Origin of the sequence: Agrobacterium tumefaciens (assembly GCA_025560025.1) — a bacterium.
GTDB lineage: Bacteria > Pseudomonadota > Alphaproteobacteria > Rhizobiales > Rhizobiaceae > Agrobacterium.
Genome location: CP048485.1, coordinates 2,807,941 through 2,827,558 on the forward strand (window position 1 = coordinate 2,807,941; position 19,618 = coordinate 2,827,558).

Consider the following 19,618-nt stretch of genomic DNA (forward strand, 5'->3'; position numbering starts at 1 on the left):
TGAGTCTGTCGTATGTCGGGCGCAAGATCGATAATTCTCGGGCGGGGGCGCTGCCATGACTGCTTTTTCTTTGGGTGAGACAGGCCGGACAGGGTTGCTGCGGAGTGTATGTCTCGCAGCGCTTGTTTTAACCGTCTCCGGATGCGCAAGCACCAACAAGCCGGACCGCATGTCGACCGGCTCCATTCCCGCGGCCACGCGCTCCTATGACCAGATGAACATGGACCAGCTGCGGCAGGCGGAAGAGAGCGCCGGCAAAGCCTATGAGCGCAGCCCCAAAGACAAATCCATCGGCATGAATTATGCCAATATGCTGATGATGACCGGCAAGAACACGCAGGCCCTTGCCGTGATGCAGCAGATTGCCATCGCCAACCCGGCTGACCGCGAGGTGCTTGCCGCCTATGGCAAGGCGCAGGCCGCTTCAGGTCAGCTCGAACAGGCCCTTTCGACCATCCAGAGAGCCCAGACGCCTGACCGCCCCGACTGGCGGCTCTATTCCGCCGAAGGCGCCGTGCTTGATCAGCTTGGTCGCTCCAACGAAGCACGTGCCAGATACCGGCAGGCGCTCGACCTGAAGCCGAACGATCCTAGCGTGCTTTCAAACCTCGGCATGTCCTATGTTTTGTCGAGTGATCCCCGCACGGCCGAGACATATCTGCAATCCGCCATCGCACAGCCGGGTGCGGACAGCCGCGTCCGCCAGAACCTCGCGCTCGTCGTCGGTCTCCAGGGCCGCTTTGCCGAGGCCGAGCGCATCGCGGTTCAGGAACTTTCGCCGCAGCAGGCGCAGGCAAATCTGGGCTATCTGCGCGCGATGCTGTCGCAGCAGAATTCCTGGCAGCAACTGGCGAAGAAAGACAATAAGCCAGCCGGTTGATCCGCTCTTATGTGCCTCAATCCGTGTGCTGGCCGACAACAGATCGCCGCTCAATTTGTTGGGCGGCCTTTGTTTTTCAGAATGTGTCGAGAACCCGTATGATCGCCGGGCCGAGAATGACGGCGATAAGCACCGGCAGGAAAAATATGATCATCGGCACGGTCAATTTCGGCGGCAGAGCCGCAGCTTTCTTTTCGGCTTCGTTCATACGCTCGTCGCGGCCTTCCTGTGCCAAAACGCGCAGCGCCTGAGCCAGCGGCGTGCCGTATCGTTCCGCCTGGATAAGCGCCTGCACCACGCTTTTGACACCGTCCAGCTGCGTGCGCATGCCAAAATTTTCAAGTGCAATTCGCCTGTCCTGCAGGAAGGAAAGCTCGGCTGTCGTCAGCATCATTTCCTCCGCCAGTTCGGGGGATTGCTCGCCCATCTCTTCCGCGACACGGCGCATCGCGGCCTCCATCGATACACCGGATTCGATACAGATCAGCATCAGATCCAGCGCATCCGGCCAAGCGCGCCGGATCGAACCCTGCCGCTTTGACATTGCGTTGGAAACGTAGATATTCGGCGCGTAAAAACCGATGTAACCGAAGAGTAGAACAGCCATCAGCCTGACGACAAAAGCCTTCTCGGCAAGGTTTCCGAGAACGAAAACCCAGATGAAGGCCACGACAAGAAAAGCAAATGGCAGCAAGAATCGCGCGGCAAGAAAGGTGTTGAGTGCATTCTGTGAACGAAAACCTGCTGCACGCAGCTTGTTCATCGTATTCTTGTCGGCAAGTGCTTCCTGAAGGTTGAATTTTTCGACAATGCGGCGTGCGGACTGGTTGTTATTGCCACGCAGGGAGGCCTTGCCGTCTCTGGTGCTGGTCGCGAGACGCTCGCGCTCGCGGCTGCGGATGAAATCGCGTTCTGACGATACGGCCTTCATGCGTTTGGCAAAGTCTTTCCGCTCGAAGAACGGCATGATGAGCGTGTAGAGGGTCGCAAAAACAGCAAGCGTCACCAAAATGGCGATGATCGTTTGCGGATTTGTCAGGCTTGCAAAAAGGTTTTCTGTCATCGCGCGCCCTCAGATATCGAAATTGATCATTTGGCGCATGATGAATATCCCGATAAGCATCCATATGCCGGATGCGCCGAGGATGATGTGCCCCCGCAGGTCGGAGAAGAGAATCGACAGATAGTCGGGCGACGTGAAATGCACCAATAGCATAACGATGAAAGGCAGCGCGCCGATGATGACTGCCGACGCTTTTGCCTCCATCGAAAGGGCATTTACCTTGGCGCGCATCTTCTTGCGGTCGCGCAAAACTTTCGAAAGGTTCGACAATGCTTCCGAAAGATTGCCGCCCGCCTGCGCCTGAATGTTGATGACGGTGCCGAAGAAGCTGACCTCGAAGAGCGGCATGGTCAGCATCATGCGCTCGATTGCCTGTGGAATACTGATGCCGACCTGCTGCGCATCGACCACGCGCTGGAACTCTGCTTTCACCGGTTCCTGACCATCTGATGCGATCAGTCGCACGGCGTCGTTCAGTGGCAGGCCGGATTTGATCGACCGGCACATGACATCCAGTGCATTCGGAAACTCCTCAAGGAACTTTTTCTGCCGGCGCTTGAGTAGAAACGCCAATACCCACCGCGGCAACCCAAGTGCCACGACCGCTCCCAAAAGCAGGGCGATGAGCAATGACAACCCGTAAAGAATGGACATAAGGCAAGCGAAGATTGCCGCGCCCAGGCTCAGTAAATGAAATTGCCGGACCGAAATCTGCAGACCGGCTTGAACAAGCCTGTCGCGCAAGCTGACATTCTTTGCCTTTTTTGCTTTTTCATCCTGCTTTTTTTCCATGTCGCGCAGGCTGTCCTGCATGGACTTGCGACGCTTGCTGAGTTCTTGAACCCGGTCACGCGCGGCTTTGATACTCGTATGATCGGTTTCGGCCGCCTTTACCCTTTTGACGCGGTTTGTGGTTTTCTTCTCGACCTCTATCTGCTGGAAAAGGAAGGCGTAAGCCAGCGCTCCCGCCGAAATGGCGACGAGTACGGCCAGCAATACGATTGTGGGGTCCATGGCGTTCGCCTTCCCTTAGGATGTCTTTTCCATTTCATCGAGCGCGGCCGCCAGACGTTTTTCCTCACCGTAGTAACGCGCGCGATCCCAGAAATGGGGCTTGCTGATACCCGTGGATACGTGTTTGCCAATCAGCTTGCCGTGAGCGTCTTCGCCTTCGATTTCGTATCGCATCAGGTCCTGGGTCACGATGACGTCGCCTTCCATGCCGATCACTTCGGTGATCTGCGTTATCCGACGTGAACCGTCGCGCAGGCGCGCGGCCTGAACGACGATGTCGATCGAGCCTGAAATGATTTCGCGGACGGTTTTCGCCGGCAAAGTGAAGCCGCCCATGGCGATCATCGATTCGATACGGCTGAGGCATTCGCGCGGCGTATTGGCGTGGAGCGTTCCCATCGAGCCGTCGTGACCGGTATTCATGGCCTGCAGAAGGTCGAATACCTCCGGTCCACGCACTTCGCCCACGATGATGCGTTCAGGACGCATACGAAGGCAGTTCTTTACCAGATCACGCATGGTGATCTCGCCTTCGCCTTCGATATTCGGCGGACGTGTTTCCAGCCTCACCACATGTGGCTGCTGAAGTTGCAGTTCGGCGGTGTCCTCGCAGGTAATGACACGTTCATCCCTGTCGATGAAGCTTGTCAGGCAGTTGAGAAGTGTGGTCTTGCCGGAGCCTGTGCCACCCGAGATAACGACATTGCAGCGGACGCGACCGATGATCTTGAGCAATGTCGCGCCTTCGGGTGTGATCGCCCCGAAGCGCACGAGCTGGTCAAGCGTCAGCTTGTCCCTCTTGAATTTTCGGATGGTGAGCGCCGGACCGTCAATGGCGAGCGGCGGCGCGATGACGTTGACACGCGAGCCGTCCGGCAGGCGGGCGTCGCAGATCGGGCTCGATTCATCCACGCGTCGGCCAACCTGACTGACGATGCGCTGGCAGATGGAGAGCAGCTGACTGTTGTCACGAAAGCGAATGTCGGATTCGATGGTCTTGCCGCCAACTTCGATGAAAGTCTGGCCGGAACCATTGACCATGATATCGGCAATATCGTCGCGTGCGAGAAGCGGCTCCAGCGGTCCGTATCCAAGAACGTCGTTACAGATGTCTTCGAGCAGTTCTTCCTGCTCGGCGATGGACATCGCGAAACTCTTGATCGTGATGATGTCATTGACAATATCACGGATTTCCTCGCGCGCGCTCTCCGCATCGAGCTTGGCGAGCTGCGAAAGGTCGATCGTGTCGATGAGTGCGGAAAACACCTGGCTTTTGGTGTTGTAATAATCTTCCGTACGGGCACGTTTTTTCTGCGGCGACTGTGCGGCCGCCTGTGCCTGTCGCGTTGCTGGCGACTGGCCCGGCTCCAGAGTATCTATCGCCAAAGGTCGCGGCTCGGATACAGCCGACACCTGCGCAACGGCGGGTGCAACAAAATCCGGCTTTGTGGTTCTGGCTGGGCCTTCAGGCCCCCGTTTTCCGAACATCGGCGTTTCCGTCTATAGGCGCGAAAGAGAAGACCTATTTGCGCTTGAGAATACTCTTGAGCTTGTCCAGGCCGCCGCGCCTGCTTTTGCGCAGGACGGCACGGCCGGTGATGGTATGGGCGATCTGCGAGAAAGTTTCCGCGATCTGGGATTTCTCATCCATCTCGCTGATCATGCGCCCGCTATTGGCGGCATTTCCGAACAGCTGGGTATCGAATGGAATGATTGCGATCGGCTCGATTTCCAACGGATCGAGAAAATCCGCCGGAGAGATTTCCGGACGTTTCGGCATGCCGACCTGATTGAGAATGAGGTGGGGCAACTTGTCGTTAGGCCTCAGTTTTATCAGCGCGTCGAACAGGTTCTTCGTATTGCGCAGATTTGCGAGGTCCGGAACGGCCGTGATCACGACCTCGTCGGCTTCCGCCAGCACTGCCCGCGTCCAGTCGCACCATTGGTGGGGAAGATCGAGAACCGCGACCGGCGCACTGCGCTGCAGAACCTCCAGGATCGGCAGAAAAGCCTGACGATCGAGATCATAGGTCCTGTCGAGGAGAGACGGTGCCGCCAGCAGTGACAGATGGTCGGAACATTTCGTCAGAAGACGGTCGAGAAACACCTCGTCCAGCCGTTCTGGCGAAAACACCGCTTCCGCCATGCCCTGGGCGGGATCCTGATCGAAATCGATATTGGCCGTGCCATAGGCAAGATCCATGTCTGCCAGAATGGTCTCGGTGGAAAACAGGGTGGAGATTCCAAAAGCGCAATTGTGCGCGATCGTCGACGAGCCCACCCCGCCTTTGGCGCCGATGAAGGCGATGTTGCGACCGAGCGGTTCGGCCTCCGGATCTACGAAGATCGTCGCAATCGAGGCCAATAGATCGGCCATGTTGATTGGGGCGACAAGATATTCTGAAATGCCGTTACGGATGAGATCGCGATAAAGCGTGATGTCGTTGTGCCGGCCGACGATGATGACACGGGTGGAGGGGTCGCAAACCTCGGCCAGAGGGGCGAGATCGTCCAGAAGCGAAGCCGGTGGACCTGCCGTTTCGAGAACGATCAGATTGGGAGTGGGCGAGGCAGAAAACATCGTCGCCGCTGCATTGATGTCACCTTTGGTCACCCGCAGGGTAACCTTGCTCATGCGCCTGTCGCCGGACAATGCGTCCATGACACCCTGCATGCTGTCGCTGACGCAGAAAGCGTGAATGGATATACGCGGCAGCGGCCGCAGGCGATCCATATCCGCAGCCCGGACCGACTGCTGTGGCTCTGCTCCGTCGCTTGATTTTATATCGTACTCTACCGCGCTCATCGTCTTTCCTGCCGTGACCATTGTTGGAATAGCATCAGTTCGACGCCGTATTCTTGCCTTGCCGATAGTTGTCGATGACCACCGCACGACGCTCCGCATCGATCGGGCTCATGCCACGCGGACCAACGAGGTCCATGGGATTGGCCACCTGTGCCGCAAGATTGCTCTGGGAGGCGCACCCGAAATTGTACCAGTTCTTGTTGGCGAAAGTGTTATCCGAGAGGTCTTCGGGCCACTGGCCGCATTGCCCGGTCATGGCGGTGACCGCCACATAGCTCAAACGAATGGGGGCAGCGTCGCCGTTCGGAGATGCGGCGTAACGTGTCTCCACGATCTTGCCCGAGGACACGCCGGCGCCTGAAAGCGTCGAGCGGATTTGTTTCGCCATCCTTGAGGCTGCCGCCGAATTGGCTGATCCCGATGGTGTCTGGATATTGATAACGCCCGTCGACATCGACGCATAATTCTGCGCGAAACCGCGGACATTGTCCGCCATTGCCGTGGTCAGCCGGCTGTCGCCCGCCGAAACCGGAATATCCAGAGAATGTTCGGCTTCCGACAGGGTGATCGGATGGCGTGTACGGTAGTCGTCGGGGATGGCATTGGTCGTCAAGGGATCGCGTGCGCAGCCTTGCAACAACCCCGCAGCGAGCGCGATGATGGCGACGAGACCGGCGCGTCTACCGGACAGGTTAAGGGAAAAAGAGGAAGAGGTTTCCTGCATGATGTTTCCTGCCACCACCGGGCTTGTTCTGAAGAGGGGATTTAGCGCGCGTGCCGTCATTTGTAGATGAACCCCACTGAACCCTGATAAGGGGCCGCCTGAACCTGATCTTTCCGGCCATAGACCTTGTTGACACGGTTCATGAAATACATGGCGGCGTCATTTTCCGGGTTGAAGTTGTCGTCCGGCCGGGCGATCTGGTTGCGCGCGACAGGTCGCACCAGATAGGGCGTCGCGATGATGACCAGTTCCGTCTCGTTACGGAGAAAATCCTTGCTGCGGAAAAGCGTGCCGAAAATCGGGATTTTCGATATGCCCGGAAGTCCCGACATGGCCTGACGGATATTGTCCTGAACCAGACCGGCGATGACGATTGAGCCACCTGATGGAAGCTCGACCGTTGTGGAGGTCTCGCGCTTGCGAATAGACATATAGGTGGTGCCCGGGATGTTACGGCCCGCATTTCCGGTCACAACATTGCCTTCATAGGTTGGTTCGGAAACATTGGTCTCGATTTTAAGGCTGATCCGCCCGGGCGACAGCACAACCGGCCTGAAGTTCAACGTGATGCCATAGTCAACCGTATCGGTCGTGCGCGTTATGGTCTGCTGGTTTGTGTCTTTGTCGATGGAGACTTCCTGGTCCGCGGGCAGACGGAAATCTCCCCCCACATAGAACTTTGCCTGTTCGCCGGAGATGGCGGTGAGGCTGGGTTCGGCAAGGGTGCGCACGACGCCCGCCTGCTCCATGGCGTTGAGATAGCTAGCAAAGTTGAGCGAGCCGGAACCGATCGAACCACTGGCTATTCGCGAGGCAGTGCTAATTGCATTTCCAAGATTGGACGGATTTGAGAACTCGAAGCCGTTATTGCTTGTCGAGATGGAGCCGTTGAAGCCGAGTTGCTTCAACACCTGTCGGCTGACTTCGGCGACGGTCACCTTCAGTGTCACCTGATCTTCGCCTTCGATCGTCAGCATATTGACGATTTGCGATACTTGACGGTTTTCAGCAAAAATCGCCGCATCTCCGCCGTTGTCACCACCGGTCAGCGATATATTGCGTGTGGTGGCTTCGCCGCCTTTCAGAAAGGCTTCGGCAAGCTGTACGGCGCGCGCTGAATCCTGCGGCGTGCGCACACTACCGGTCAGAACGATGTTATCCGAAACGATTTCTACCTTGATGTCGGATTCGGGAATAAAGCGACGAATATTGGCTTCCAGCCCGACAATATCTCGTTCCACCTCGAGGTCGAGGCTGACAATTTCGCGACCACCCTCACCGAAAATGAAAATATTGGTCTGTCCTACGGCTTTGCCGAAGAGATAAATCCGTCTGGACGTGCGAGTGACGGCATCAGCGAGACTCGGATCGGCAACAAGAATGTCGTGAGCATCCTCCGGCAGGTCAATGACCAGCGCCTTGTTGAGGCCGAGTTTCAGGCGTTTACGAATACCTGTGCCGCTTTCGGTGATCCGTACGATGCTGGCGCTTTGTGCCACAGCCTCGCCGAGACGCAGGAATTCAGGCGAATGCCTTCCCGGAATGCCTGAAAAAGCCACGCAGAACGCAAGCCCACCCACCATTGATGAACGCAGGTGTCTTTTTAAGTGTCTCGCCATGAACCCCTCGGTCATTGTGACGCTCCCTGATTGCCCTTGACGATTGAGCCGGATTTGATCACCTGAATTTCCGGCTGGCCGGAGCCGCCGTTGAGGAGATAGTCCGCTGAAAGCGTATCGTTTTCCTGTGCATCTGCGATCGAGCGCAGAGCAAGCGTGAGGCGATCGGCCATCTGCTGCGCCACAGTGATGATCTTCGCCTGCTCAGGCGTCAGTTCCAGGGTTGCAGTCGCACCCACGACGGCGGAAATACCGTCTTCGCCCTCTTTGATCTGTTGGTCGATTGCCAGAACGCGGACATTGTTCAAGACGTTCTCGGTCAGGAAGTTGCCGTTATCGCCCTTGCGAACCATGATGACGTCAACCCGGTCATTCGGCAGCACGAAGCCGCCCGCGCCGGTCGAGACGGAAATTTCCGTGGCTACGGCGCGTTTGCCGGCTGGCAAAAGCGAAGACATAATGCGGGTGCTGGAGTCTACGACCTTTTCCGGACGCACCGGTTCGCCCTCGAACAGAGGTAACCGCACGACGGCGCCCGTGAGTTCGGTGATCGCGTTCGGGCTTTTGGTTTCGGTTATGAAGCTATCAACGACATTACCCTGCGGCCAGGGCGTCCAGCGCATAGAACTGTCATTCAGGCGGCTACCGACGGGAAGATTGACCGAGGAAACGAGAACGTTGACCGTCGGCTCCTTCTGGATGATCGTTTCCGCTTTTTCAATGACCTCCTTGGTGCCGGAAATCTGCATGGCGACAAGACCTGCAAGACCGGCAGCGACAAGGGCAACGGAGAGAATGACGATACGCGACGGTTTCATGCCCGATCCTTGAGGGAATCAAATTTTCTCCCCTCAGGATGGCGTGCGATTGGTATAATTATGGTTAATATTATGCTTGGATTTGTAGTTAACAGGCCTTTAACCTGGCTTCGCTCAAGAAAGACTGGCGATGGCTGCTTTTACAAGTGGTGCTTCACCATAGGTCAAAAGCCCAGCTATAGCGATGCCGATACCATAGGGGATTTTTTTTGCTACCAGGAGAGAATCCGGGATCGGAATACCCACCGCCATTATTTCCTGCGATCGCGATCGCAAGAGCAGGATGCCCAGTGTTAACACACCGCCAATAAAAGTTACCGCTAGCAGAAACTCAGCGAGTGCGGCGTTGAAGCCGAACCACACAGCCGCAGCCGTGAGTAGCTTTGCGTCTCCACCGCCCATGACGTTGGCGGCAAACAGCGCAAAACAGGCGAAGAGGACAGCGGCGCCCGCCACGAGGCTCATTGCGAAAGTTTGCCAGTCCATGCCCGATAACGGTGCGACCACGATAAAAGACAATAGAAGTACAAGCGATATTCTATTGGGTATGGTCATGCTGAAGAGATCGTTCAGCGCGGCAAAGGCGAGGCACAGAGGCAATATCAGGAAAATTGCGGCTACGATCATGTGGTTAATTCCGTCAGGGATTTAGCATTTACGGTAGTGGCAAATGTTGGAACAACCATAGTGACAAACGGCTAAGGTGGCCGCTCGGTTCAGGAGCGGCCACCAGATTAAGCTAAATAGCTCTTACTTTGCCGCTTCGGTCGCAGCAGTCGTCATCTTCGTTCCGATGCTGGTGAAGAGCGCATTCAGACGGGTGCCAACGGTTGTGGCGCCGCCAATGATGGCAACGGAAAGCAGGGCGGCGATCAGGCCATATTCAATTGCCGTGGCGCCAGATTCGTCCTTGAGGAAACGAGCAAAAATCTTGGTCATGAGTATCTCCTAACTCTTGTTTGGTTCAGCACGCCGACAACTGTTTTCCGTTGTTCGGTTGGGTTCAAACTACAGCCGAGCAATTTCCAAGCGCTTAAAAAAAACGATTAATCCAAAGTAAACGTCGGGATGAGTTTCTTTTGGTAAATAAAGATAAAAAGTATTTCTTGTATTTTTATATTTCCTGAGAAACAAATATATGCCGCGACAAGTTGTTTTCCATTTCGGGAAAAGCGCTCTCTCAATGATACATATGTGTTCAGTTTTGACGCGAGATGGACGGGGTCGAAAATGACTTCAATTACACATGGTTACCGCCCGTATCGCACATTTTCGTCATTTAACGCTTCATTCACTAAAACCCCGCATCCTATGTGGCATCAGAGTGCGGGTAGTGAGCAGGGGCCAAACGAGTGTCATCCGGAAAACTGGCGAAAATTGTGGTCGGCGTGTCCGTCATTCTGGCAGGGGCGCTGCAACCCGTTTTTGCCCAGGAGGACATATTGCGTGTGTCGATGAATCACGCCCGTGTCCTTCGCCTCGATCGTCCCGTGAGCAAGGTTATCGTCGGCAACTCGAAGGTCGCCGATGCAACAGTTGCCGACGCCACCACGATCGTTCTTACCGGCCGTAGTTTCGGCACGACAAATCTCGTTCTTCTCGATGCGGAAGGCAATCCGATCGTGGATGAACGCATTCTCGTTTCCATCGATGAGGGCAACACGGTTCGCGTGTTTCGCCAGACCGAGCGGACAGTGCTTTCCTGTACGCCAAATTGTGAGCAGCACTCGCAAAACAGCGGCGACAAAGACGCCCAGCCGTAACGGGTCTCGAGTTCCGTTTCAAAGCTGAACTGGTCAATAATGCCCCATCCGGGGATGGCACGCATCATGTCAAAATAGCAGAGGCCTGGCGCTCGCTATCAGCAGCATTTTTTGCAGGGAAAATTGGTGCTGATCGTCAGCAAAACGAAAAACCGCAACATGTTCTCCGGCGTTTTGCAGGAGGACTATATGTTGCAGTTTTTTCGTTTAAGTATTTGATCTGGCTAAGATCAAAAATGGAATGGTGCCCAGAAGAGGACTCGAACCTCCACACCCTTTCGAGTACCAGCACCTGAAGCTGGCGCGTCTACCAATTCCGCCATCTGGGCGACGGAGAGCGATGTACGAGGGCAGCCGCCCGGTGTCAACAGACTTTTTGAACTTTTATGACGATCATTGATTTTAAAGGGAAAAAACTTGGTTGCGGGCTGTTGAAACATTTTGCCGCGTCAATTGTCGAGCCCTTCATGCTTCGTCCGGTCGACGTGACCGAGGTCGCGCTCCGGGTCGATGACATCGCGGATTCTCTGTTTGAGTTCTTTTGCGCCGGGAAAACCACCATCGCGTTTGCGCTCCCATATGGTTTCGCCGTCGACGGCGATCTCGAACTGGCCACCCGTTGAAGGAACAAGGCTGACTTCGCCGACATCGGAAGCGAAGGTCTGTAAGATTTCCTGTGCCATCCAGCCTGCACGAAGCAGCCAGTTGCATTGCGTGCAGTAGCGAATGCTGATTCGGGGTTTGGTCTCGGTCATCATCATGTCTCCTTCAACGCCCGGTCACGATAATGTCAACTATAATACTCATGTTTTTACCGGGCGCACGCTTGTTCTTATCATGCTGCTTTGCAAACAGATAAGCCATCGAAGGCTGAAACGTGGAGATCCTATGGCCCAGTTCGATAATAATCGTGAGCGTCTTTTCGTTCCGGCGGTCGCACCGCTCTATAACTCGACACATGACCTGGTGGAGACCATCCTGCGTGTCACGGCCGGGCTTCTGCTTGTCACCCATGGCTTTGGCAAGATCGTCAATCCTTTCGGGGCGGTCGGCATGGTGGAGAGCCTTGGTTTTTATCCCGGCATATTCTGGTCGCCCCTCTTGGCCGCCACGGAATTTTTCGGTGGCATTCTGGTGGCTATCGGTCTGTTCACACGGCCGGCGTCATTTGCCGCCATGATCGTCCTTTTGGTAACGGTCTATTTCCACGGCATCGTAAAGGCGGAAGGCCTGGGCGGTGCGGAAAAGTCGATTCTCTGGGCGGCGATCTTCCTGTTCTTTGCCGTACGCGGTGGCAACAGGCATTCCGCCGATGCGAGACTGTCACGGGAGTTCTGAGGCGGATCAGGCCGGGCCTATTGTCCTGTTGACGATGTAGCGCCACTTGAAAAACCGGTTTTCTCATGGTGAAGGTGGGTTCACTCGGTTATCTGCGCCGATTGAACCCACCTTTGTCGAAAGAGGCCCCATGCGCGTTGCAATTATCGAAAACATGGCGGGCACGCCGCATGGCCAACTCGGCGTCGCTCTGCAAGAGGTAAAGGCAGATGTACATGTCATCCACGCCTATGCGGGTGAGCCTCTTCCTGCCGGTGCGCATGATCATGATGCACTTATCGTTCTGGGCGGCGAGCAGAACGCCCTTGATGATACACTTTACCCCTATCTTCCGGAACTTGCGCTTCTGATGAAAGCCTTTGGCGATGCGAACAAGGCCGTGATGGGCGTCTGCCTTGGCAGCCAGTTGCTGGCGCGCGCCTATGGGGGAGAGAATATTCTGGCCGGGCCGCCCGAATTCGGCTGGGAAGACGTATCGCTCACGGAGGAGGGCATGTCCGATCCTCTATTGGCAGGGCTCAAAAAGACATTCTCCATTTTCCAGTGGCATTGCGATACATTCACCCTTCCGCCCGAGGCGACACGGCTTGCCACCAATGATGCGACGCGAAATCAGGCCTTTCGTATCGGCCGGGCCGCCTATGGCACGCAATTTCATTTCGAGGCATCGACCTCCGTGGTCGATGGATGGTGCCAGTCATTCCCGGCTTCCATCGAGAAAATGGCGCCCGGCTGGCTTGAAAATTACCGTGACCATCGAGGCCAGCACGCAGATACGGCCGACGCGGCCGGTCTGGAAATTGCCCGTGCCTGGGTAGGCCTCATCTGACGGAGCAATTATCGGTTGCGAAAAGAACGGAGGCCGCTCAGAATTGCCGCCGTCCATCATCATTCGCAAACGGGGCGTAACGTCATGTATAAATTCGAAATCTATCAGGACAAGGCCGGGGAATATCGCTTTCGCTTCAAGGCATCCAACGGGGAAACGATGTTTTCATCCGAAGGATACAAGGCGAAGGCATCGGCCATTCACGCAATTGAGTCGATCAAGAAAAATTCCCCCGGCGCCAATACCGTCGATCTGACGACAATGACCGCCTGAACAGACCCGTTTTGTGAGACCTCCCTGCTTTCGGCCTGCCAGAATTGACGGGCGCATTGGCAGGTGCCGGCGTAAAGATAAGATTCAGTCTTTTTTGATAATCTTCCGTTAGCAATTGTATTTCGAGGTCTCCGGGCGGCGTCAGAGTGCCCCCGATTGTTTTGCGTACGGGTTCTCATGCGTTCATCGGCTGTGCCAGCACTTCTCTTCGGTTGCCTTCTGCTTGGTGGCTGTACGTCCAGTTCCGGGCCGGAAAGCCTGATGGCCGGTTTGCCCTCGAAGGAAACGACGAGTTCGGTCACACCGTCCGCGCCGGTGCCGCAGGCGAGCGTCGGCACCCAGGCCATCGCCGCCCAGCCAAGGCAGGAGGTCCTGGCATGGGGTGGGCCGGTGCCTGAAGAGCCAAGAGCCTTTTCCGCTGTCACACCCAAAGCACCCCTGTCGCAGAATGCACCTGAAATCCGTTTGCCTGCCCCGTCTCAGGCCGGAATGGTGCGGCCGGCGGAGCGCCCCACGATCAACCAGATGGAGCGCCCGGTACAATTGGCCATGGCTGCAGCCCCGGCGGCCGGCGCTGGCGCCCAGATTCGCTCGCGCATCTTCCGCTCTAGCTTCAGCGATGCAAAACCGATCAATTTCGGCAGGGTCCAGCCGCGCCATTTCCAGGTCCATGGGGTGGATGTATCCCGCTGGCAGGCCAATATAAATTGGCCGCAACTGCGCACGCGCGGCGCCAATTTCGCGTTCATCAAGGCGACGGATGGCGGCGATCATCTCGATCCGATGTTCCGCACCAACTGGCAGCGTTCAAAGGAAGCCGGCATCCGCCGTGGCGCCTATCACTTCTTCTATTGGTGCCGTTCTGCCAGCGAGCAGGCAGACTGGTTCATTCGCAATGTTCCGCGCGATCCCGATGCGCTACCGCCTGTCATCGACGTGGAATATAACGGCGAATCGAGCTGCAAGATGCGCCATTCCCGCGAACGCGTTCTGGAAAAGATGCGCGTATTCATGGACAAGCTGGAGCGCCACTACGGGCAGCGGCCGATCATCTACACGGCCCCTGATTTCTATAAGGACAATCTGACCGGCGAGTTCCAGGATTATCCCTTCTGGCTTCGTGCCGTGGCGCAGCACCCGTCCGTTGTTTATCCGGGCCGCAAGTGGCTGTTCTGGCAATATTCCGGCTCCGGCCTGTCGCACGGCGTCGATGGCCGCATCGACCTCAACGTCTTCAACGGCAGCGAGGATGCCTGGCATCGCTGGGTGGACCGCCGCTCGAGCTGAGGACGACGGACGTCAGCGTGCGAATTTTCTGGCGCCTGCAACGCACAGCACCACCACAAGCGTGATGCCGACCATTGCCGGGCTGACATCCTCGTGCAGCAGAGTTGCCGCGAGCACCAGCCCGAAGAACGGCTGCAGCAATTGCAACTGGCCCACGGCGGCGATGCCGCCCAGCGCCAGCCCGCGATACCAGAAGATAAAGCCGATCAGCATGCTGAACAGCGAGACATAGGCAAGGCCGCCCCAGGCCTGCGGATCGATGCCGGCAAGGGTTTCCGGCCCTGTGAAAAAGCTGAGTGGCAGCATTACGGGCAGGGATAGAACCAGCGCCCAGGAGATAACCTGCCAGCCACCCAGTTTGCGGGAAAGGGCTGCACCTTCGGCGTAACCAAGCCCGCAGACGACAATTGCGCCCAGCATCAGAAGATCGCCGGCAAGAGAGCCCCCAATCCCGGCGGCAAGCGAATTCCACAATGAATAACCCGCCACCAGAGCGCTGCCCAGGCAGGAGAACAACCAGAAGACAGGGCGAGGTCGCTCTCCACCGCGCAACACGGCAAAAATCGCGGTGGCGAGTGGCAACAATCCGACGAAGACGATGGAGTGCGCGGATGTCACATGCCGCAGCGCCAATGCAGTCAAAAGCGGAAAACCCACCACCACGCCGAAGGACACGATGAAAAGCGATGTCAGATCATCGCGCACCGGCCGTTTTTGCTTGAACAGAAAAAGCAAAGCGAGCGCCAGAAGTCCGGCAATGGTGGCGCGGGCGACGGTCAGGAACACCGGGTCAAAACCCGTTACCGCGACGCGTGTGGCGGGCAGGGAACCGCTGAATATCACCACCCCGATAAGGCCGCTCAGCCAGCCGCTTGTCGTCTTGTCCATGATTGTCTCCTGTATCTCCTGCCTTTCTTGATCCGGAACAGCTGGTGACAACAGCGACAATCATGTACAATTTCAAGAAACTGTTATGGTGGTCCAGGCGGTACGGCTGGAGGAAATTGTGGACGGGCAGGTTGTTGCGGGCACGCGCATAGAAAAGGTGATGGCAAATGTGCGGCAACGCATCGCCTCGCGCAGCCTCGTCCCGGGGGGCAGATTGCCGTCTGTCAGGGCGCTGGCAAAGGCCATGCAGCTCTCCACCTCCACCGTTGTCGAGGCCTATGACCGACTTGTGGCGGATGGCACCATAAGCTCTCGCCCGGGCTCCGGTTTTTTTGTGGCAGGTCCACTTGCGCCCCTGTCTCTGGCCGATATCGAGCCGCAGCTGGACAGGGCGGTGGATCCGCTATGGGTGTCGCGGCAGGCGCTGGACGAGGGGGCGGCTCTTGCCAAGCCCGGTTGCGGCTGGCTTCCCGCATCATGGATGCCGCAAGAGGCGCTGAGGCGGGCGATGAGAGGGCTTGCCCGGGCAGATGCCGTGTTGCTGACGGACTATGCGAGCCCGATGGGGCTGTTACCCCTGCGCCAGCTTTTATCGCGCAGGCTTGCCGAACATGGTGTGCAGGCGGGCGTCAGCCAGATCATGCTCACCGATTCCGGCACGCAGGCGATCGATCTTCTGTGCCGTTTCCTGCTGCAGCCGGGAGATACGGTGATTGTTGATGATCCCTGTTATTTCAATTTCCACGCCCTGTTGCGGGCGCATCGGGTGAAGATCGTCGGGGTGCCCTATACACCGACGGGGCCGGATTTGCCGTTATTCGAGCAGGCGCTGAAAGAGCACGCGCCGCGTCTTTATATTACCAATTCGGCTATCCATAATCCGACAGGCGCCAGACTTTCCGCGGTTTCCGCCCATCGCCTGCTGATGCTGGCCGAACAGGCGGGGCTGACCATCATCGAAGACGATATTTTTGCCGATTTCGAAACGCAAGCGGCACCAAGGCTCGCCGCTTTCGATGGTCTGAACCGTGTGGTTCAGATCGGCAGTTTTTCGAAAACGCTGTCCGCATCCGTCCGGTGCGGTTTCATCGCGGCGCCTGTGGCTTGGGTGGAAGCCTTGACCGATCTCAAGATTGCCACCGCTTTTGGTGGGGCGCATTTTTCGGCGGCGCTGGTCCTGTCGCTTTTGACGGATGGCAGTTATCGCAAGCATGTCGAGGCTCTCAGGCGACGTCTCGCCGCGGCGGTGCCGGAGGTATCGGCGCGTTTGAAGTCGATTGGATGCGTGCCCTGGATCGAGCCGCAGGCGGGCATGTTTTTGTGGTGCCGCCTGCCGGAAGGCGTCGATGCCGCCGATGTGGCGCGCCGGGCGCTTGCGCAGCAGGTGGTGCTGGCCCCCGGCAATGTTTTCAGCTCCTCGCAGAACGCATCCGGTTTCATGCGTTTCAACGTGTCGCAAATGGCTGATCCGCAGGTTCTGGCAACGCTGGCGCAAGCTCTCCGATAAGGGCGAACAGTGCCGTTTCCAGGCATGTTGCCACAAATCGGAACAAAATCCCGTGAACGCCGTTTTCTCCTCAGAATGAAGAGGAGGAATACCATGACATTCGATCCCAACAACCCGCGCCCGGACCGTGATCTTCGTCCGGAAGTGAATATCAGCAATGATCCGCGTGTCCGCACGTCTCCGTCCTGGATGCCGTGGTTGGCGATTATCGTTGTTGTTCTGGTCGGCGTCTTCGCTTGGTCGCAGATGAGTGGCCCGACAACAGATCCGGCAACGACATCCTCGACCACGCCGCCCGCAGTAACGGATCAGGCGCCGGCCCCCATGACACCGACGACCCCGGCAACGCCGCCTGCCAACAACACGGCACCGGCCAGCCCGAATACCGGCGGCACGCAGACCCAGCCGTAACGGCTTTAATGATCTGATAAAACCGCCTGCCTATCGGCAGGCGGTTTTCATTGCGATAAGGCTCAAAGCTGCTCCATGGCGGAGGGGTGATTGGAAAGCCTGGACCAGCGGGCGATCGATTCTTCGGCGAGCGCTGAAAGCGTAATACTTCCAAACCGGGAGAGAAGAATTGTCTCCGCCTCCCTCATGGCATCGAAAAGCGCTGCATTGACGGCCTGCTCGATGACACAGTTGGGATTGTCGCCGGCCAGACCGATTGAGAAGAGTTCGGGAGTGCCAAGTGCCCGATAGATATCGAGCAGCGTGATTTCGCTGAGCGGCCGCGCCAGCACCCAGCCGCCGCCATGACCCTTTTCAGAGGAAACGTAACCGTGCTCCCGAAGGCCCGCCATGGTTCTGCGCACCACCACCGGATTGGTCTGAAGCATGGCGGCGATACTCTCGGAGGTCGCGGCGCCCTCATGTTTTTCCATATGGATCAGAATATGCAGCACCCGTGAGAGGCGCGTGTCGTGTCTCATTGCTGAAGCCCGCCTGTTTTGCGCGACGCTACCAGTTTTAGAATGACGTAACAATATAAGTTGCATGACTATTGACTCCAAAAATCACGTAACAATATAAGTATCGTGAAATCGAGCGAGCGCTTCCGGCTCGGCTTTGAAACGATAGGTGCATCATGAAATACGACGTCATCATCATTGGCGGCAGCTATGCCGGCCTCTCCGCCGCCTTGCAGCTCGGCCGCGCCAGAAAAAACATCCTGGTGGTGGATGCAGGCGAGCGAAGAAACCGCTTCGCCAGCCATTCCCACGGGTTTCTCGGACAGGATGGCAAGGCTCCGGGAGAAATCATCGCCGAGGCGCGCCATCAGATCGAGCGCTATCCGACGATAGATTGGTTACAGGGCAGGGTGACGGATGCCGCAGGGGTCTTTGACGATTTCGTCGTCGAGATCGATGGCGACCGTCGCGAGAGGGCAGCCCGCCTTATCCTTGCCATGGGCGTTACCGACGAGTTGCCTGATATAATTGGGCTGAAAGAGCGCTGGGGCAGCACCGTCTTCCATTGCCCCTATTGCCATGGGTACGAACTGAACCAGGGCAAGATCGGCGTCATCGCGGCCTCGCCGCTTGCCATCCACCATGCGCTGATGCTGCCGGACTGGGGTGAGACGACCTTTTTTACCAATGGTGCCTTCGCACCTGATGCGGAACAGAATGCACTGTTGTCGGCGCGCCGGGTGCGAGTGGAAAAGGACCGCATCAAGGAAATCGCAGGACATGCCGATGTCGTTCTCGCGGACGGACGCAGCATCGCATTGGCTGGCCTTTTCACTCAACCGAGCTTGAAAATTCCCGCCGGCTGGATCGAAAAGCTCGGCTGCACGGTGGAAGAAGGCCCGATGGGATCGAGCATCGTGACGGACGCTATGAAACAGACCACGGCCCGCGGCGTCTTCGCCTGCGGCGATGTGGCAAGGCCTGCCGGCTCGGTCGCCCTTTCTGTGGGCGACGGCGCAATGGCAGGGACTGCGGCTCACAGGTCGATCATGTTCCCGGAGTGATCAGTGCGAAACAAGGCTCAGCCAGCGCCCCGGAGGAATGCCGTAAGCATTTTTGAAGTGGCGGGTAAAATGCGCCTGATCCGCAAAGCCGCAGGCAAATGCCGTCTCCGCAAGACCCGCACCCGCCCGCATCATGCCCTTGCATTTTTGCAGCCGCCGCATGATGAGATAGCGGTGCGGGCTCGTGCCTAACAGGCAACGGAAGTGCCGAAAGAGGGTAAAGCGATCAAGCCCGCTTATTTGCTCCAGCTCCTCCGAACCCACGGCGGTGGCGCTGTTTTCAAGCAGATAGTCCCGGCAACGAAAAACGGCGATCCGGTCAGGCCGCTTGATGGTTGTCGCGCCTCCGTTTGAATGTTTCCAAAGCAAATCCGCCAGTCTCGATTGCCAGTCAATCAATAGCAGATTGTCCGGCTCCCCTTCGAGATTGGCGAGAGCCTCTGTCAGGCATTGCCGGAACTCATCGTCCTCGATGACCGGATTTTTTGCAAAGGGCAGTGAGCGCAAGCCGGTCGTCGCCTCGCTCGTTTTTTCCGGCGGAAGGTAGAGCATGCGGTAGCGCAGACCTTCATCGGTGCCCGCGCCGCCGTCGTGAATTTCATCCGGATGAAGCACGATCACCTTTCCGGGCGTGCTGAAATGCGATGTGCCGCGATAGGAAAAAGTCTGGACGCCGGCAAGCGTGACACCCAGCGCATAGGTGTCATGGCGATGCGGCGCATAGGCATTGCCATGAAAACGCGCTTCGATACGCTCGATGCCCTCGCTGGAAGGTGCCTGCACGATCCCCTCGAATCTGCACGAACGTTCAAGATCACTGACGCCCTGGGGCTT

Annotated in this window: 22 protein-coding genes and 1 tRNA gene; 9 read left to right on the forward strand and 14 right to left on the reverse strand. The window is 57.2% G+C overall.

Annotated features, from left to right (window positions below):
• Positions 1–169 precede the first annotated feature (169 nt).
• A complete protein-coding gene (locus FY152_13515) occupies positions 170–880 on the forward strand; it encodes a tetratricopeptide repeat protein (GenBank protein ID UXS33286.1) in 711 nt (236 codons plus the stop codon).
• A gap of 76 nt (positions 881–956) precedes the next feature.
• Here FY152_13515 and FY152_13520 read toward each other — a convergent pair whose 3' ends face one another.
• From FY152_13520 to FY152_13560, 9 genes are all read right to left on the reverse strand, one after another.
• Positions 957–1,943 (reverse strand): type II secretion system F family protein, encoded by a 987-nt coding sequence (locus FY152_13520; GenBank protein ID UXS33066.1) that lies wholly within the window; start codon positions 1,941–1,943, stop codon positions 957–959.
• 9 nt (positions 1,944–1,952) lie between these two features.
• Entirely contained in the window at positions 1,953–2,957 is a 1,005-nt protein-coding gene (locus FY152_13525; protein ID UXS33067.1) for a type II secretion system F family protein, read from the reverse strand.
• 15 nt (positions 2,958–2,972) lie between these two features.
• Positions 2,973–4,445: a CpaF family protein gene (locus FY152_13530; GenBank protein UXS33068.1), complete on the reverse strand. Its 1,473-nt coding sequence runs from the start codon at positions 4,443–4,445 to the stop codon at positions 2,973–2,975.
• A gap of 34 nt (positions 4,446–4,479) precedes the next feature.
• Entirely contained in the window at positions 4,480–5,763 is a 1,284-nt protein-coding gene (locus FY152_13535; GenBank protein ID UXS33069.1) for a CtpF protein, read from the reverse strand.
• Positions 5,764–5,797: 34 nt separating this feature from the next.
• Positions 5,798–6,487, reverse strand: coding sequence for a pilus assembly protein CpaD (locus tag FY152_13540; protein ID UXS33070.1), 690 nt, complete (start codon positions 6,485–6,487; stop codon positions 5,798–5,800).
• A 56-nt stretch (positions 6,488–6,543) separates the two neighbouring features.
• Entirely contained in the window at positions 6,544–8,121 is a 1,578-nt protein-coding gene (locus FY152_13545) for a type II and III secretion system protein family protein (protein ID UXS33071.1), read from the reverse strand.
• Complete coding sequence (cpaB, locus tag FY152_13550) at positions 8,118–8,924, reverse strand: Flp pilus assembly protein CpaB (protein ID UXS33072.1); 807 nt, start codon at positions 8,922–8,924, stop codon at positions 8,118–8,120. The genes FY152_13545 and cpaB overlap by 4 nt, the downstream gene beginning before the upstream one ends.
• A 114-nt stretch (positions 8,925–9,038) precedes the next feature.
• A complete protein-coding gene (locus tag FY152_13555) occupies positions 9,039–9,551 on the reverse strand; it encodes a peptidase (GenBank protein UXS33073.1) in 513 nt (170 codons plus the stop codon).
• A 123-nt stretch (positions 9,552–9,674) separates the two neighbouring features.
• Positions 9,675–9,863, reverse strand: a complete 189-nt coding sequence (locus tag FY152_13560) for a Flp family type IVb pilin (protein UXS33074.1) — start codon at positions 9,861–9,863, stop codon at positions 9,675–9,677.
• Between the two features lie 413 nt (positions 9,864–10,276).
• Between FY152_13560 and FY152_13565 the strand changes: the two genes are divergently transcribed.
• A complete protein-coding gene (locus FY152_13565; protein UXS33075.1) occupies positions 10,277–10,687 on the forward strand; it encodes a hypothetical protein in 411 nt (136 codons plus the stop codon).
• A 242-nt stretch (positions 10,688–10,929) separates the two neighbouring features.
• Here FY152_13565 and FY152_13570 read toward each other — a convergent pair.
• Positions 10,930–11,016, reverse strand: a tRNA-Leu gene (locus tag FY152_13570).
• A 120-nt stretch (positions 11,017–11,136) separates the two neighbouring features.
• The gene (locus tag FY152_13575) at positions 11,137–11,442 is read right to left on the reverse strand and encodes a SelT/SelW/SelH family protein (GenBank protein ID UXS33076.1); all 306 of its coding nucleotides are present in this window, start codon (positions 11,440–11,442) and stop codon (positions 11,137–11,139) included.
• Positions 11,443–11,575: 133 nt separating this feature from the next.
• Between FY152_13575 and FY152_13580 the strand changes: the two genes are divergently transcribed.
• The 4 genes from FY152_13580 to FY152_13595 all read left to right on the forward strand — a co-directional run bounded on the left by FY152_13580 (position 11,576) and on the right by FY152_13595 (position 14,414).
• A complete protein-coding gene (locus FY152_13580; protein ID UXS33077.1) occupies positions 11,576–12,025 on the forward strand; it encodes a DoxX family protein in 450 nt (149 codons plus the stop codon).
• A 130-nt stretch (positions 12,026–12,155) separates the two neighbouring features.
• Complete coding sequence (locus FY152_13585) at positions 12,156–12,854, forward strand: type 1 glutamine amidotransferase (GenBank protein ID UXS33078.1); 699 nt, start codon at positions 12,156–12,158, stop codon at positions 12,852–12,854.
• 84 nt (positions 12,855–12,938) lie between these two features.
• Complete coding sequence (locus FY152_13590; GenBank protein ID UXS33079.1) at positions 12,939–13,127, forward strand: YegP family protein; 189 nt, start codon at positions 12,939–12,941, stop codon at positions 13,125–13,127.
• A gap of 177 nt (positions 13,128–13,304) precedes the next feature.
• Complete coding sequence (locus FY152_13595; protein UXS33080.1) at positions 13,305–14,414, forward strand: glycosyl hydrolase; 1,110 nt, start codon at positions 13,305–13,307, stop codon at positions 14,412–14,414.
• 12 nt (positions 14,415–14,426) lie between these two features.
• Here the strand turns inward: FY152_13595 and FY152_13600 are convergent, their stop codons facing one another.
• Positions 14,427–15,302, reverse strand: coding sequence for a DMT family transporter (locus FY152_13600; GenBank protein UXS33081.1), 876 nt, complete (start codon positions 15,300–15,302; stop codon positions 14,427–14,429).
• 118 nt (positions 15,303–15,420) lie between these two features.
• Here FY152_13600 and FY152_13605 point away from each other — a divergent pair, with 118 nt between their 5' ends.
• Together FY152_13605 and FY152_13610 are read left to right on the forward strand one after the other, a co-directional pair.
• Positions 15,421–16,809 carry a PLP-dependent aminotransferase family protein gene (locus FY152_13605; protein UXS33287.1) on the forward strand — a complete coding sequence of 463 codons (1,389 nt, stop codon included), beginning with the start codon at positions 15,421–15,423 and terminating at the stop codon, positions 16,807–16,809.
• A 93-nt stretch (positions 16,810–16,902) separates the two neighbouring features.
• Positions 16,903–17,220: a hypothetical protein gene (locus tag FY152_13610; GenBank protein UXS33082.1), complete on the forward strand. Its 318-nt coding sequence runs from the start codon at positions 16,903–16,905 to the stop codon at positions 17,218–17,220.
• A gap of 62 nt (positions 17,221–17,282) precedes the next feature.
• Here FY152_13610 and FY152_13615 read toward each other — a convergent pair whose 3' ends face one another.
• On the reverse strand, positions 17,283–17,741 hold the full coding sequence (locus FY152_13615; GenBank protein ID UXS33083.1) for an Rrf2 family transcriptional regulator: 459 nt from the start codon (positions 17,739–17,741) through the stop codon (positions 17,283–17,285).
• 155 nt (positions 17,742–17,896) lie between these two features.
• Here FY152_13615 and FY152_13620 point away from each other — a divergent pair, with 155 nt between their 5' ends.
• On the forward strand, positions 17,897–18,784 hold the full coding sequence (locus FY152_13620) for an NAD(P)/FAD-dependent oxidoreductase (GenBank protein ID UXS33084.1): 888 nt from the start codon (positions 17,897–17,899) through the stop codon (positions 18,782–18,784).
• Here the strand turns inward: FY152_13620 and FY152_13625 are convergent, their stop codons facing one another.
• Complete coding sequence (locus FY152_13625; protein ID UXS33085.1) at positions 18,785–19,567, reverse strand: AraC family transcriptional regulator; 783 nt, start codon at positions 19,565–19,567, stop codon at positions 18,785–18,787.
• Between the last annotated feature and the right edge of the window lie 51 nt (positions 19,568–19,618).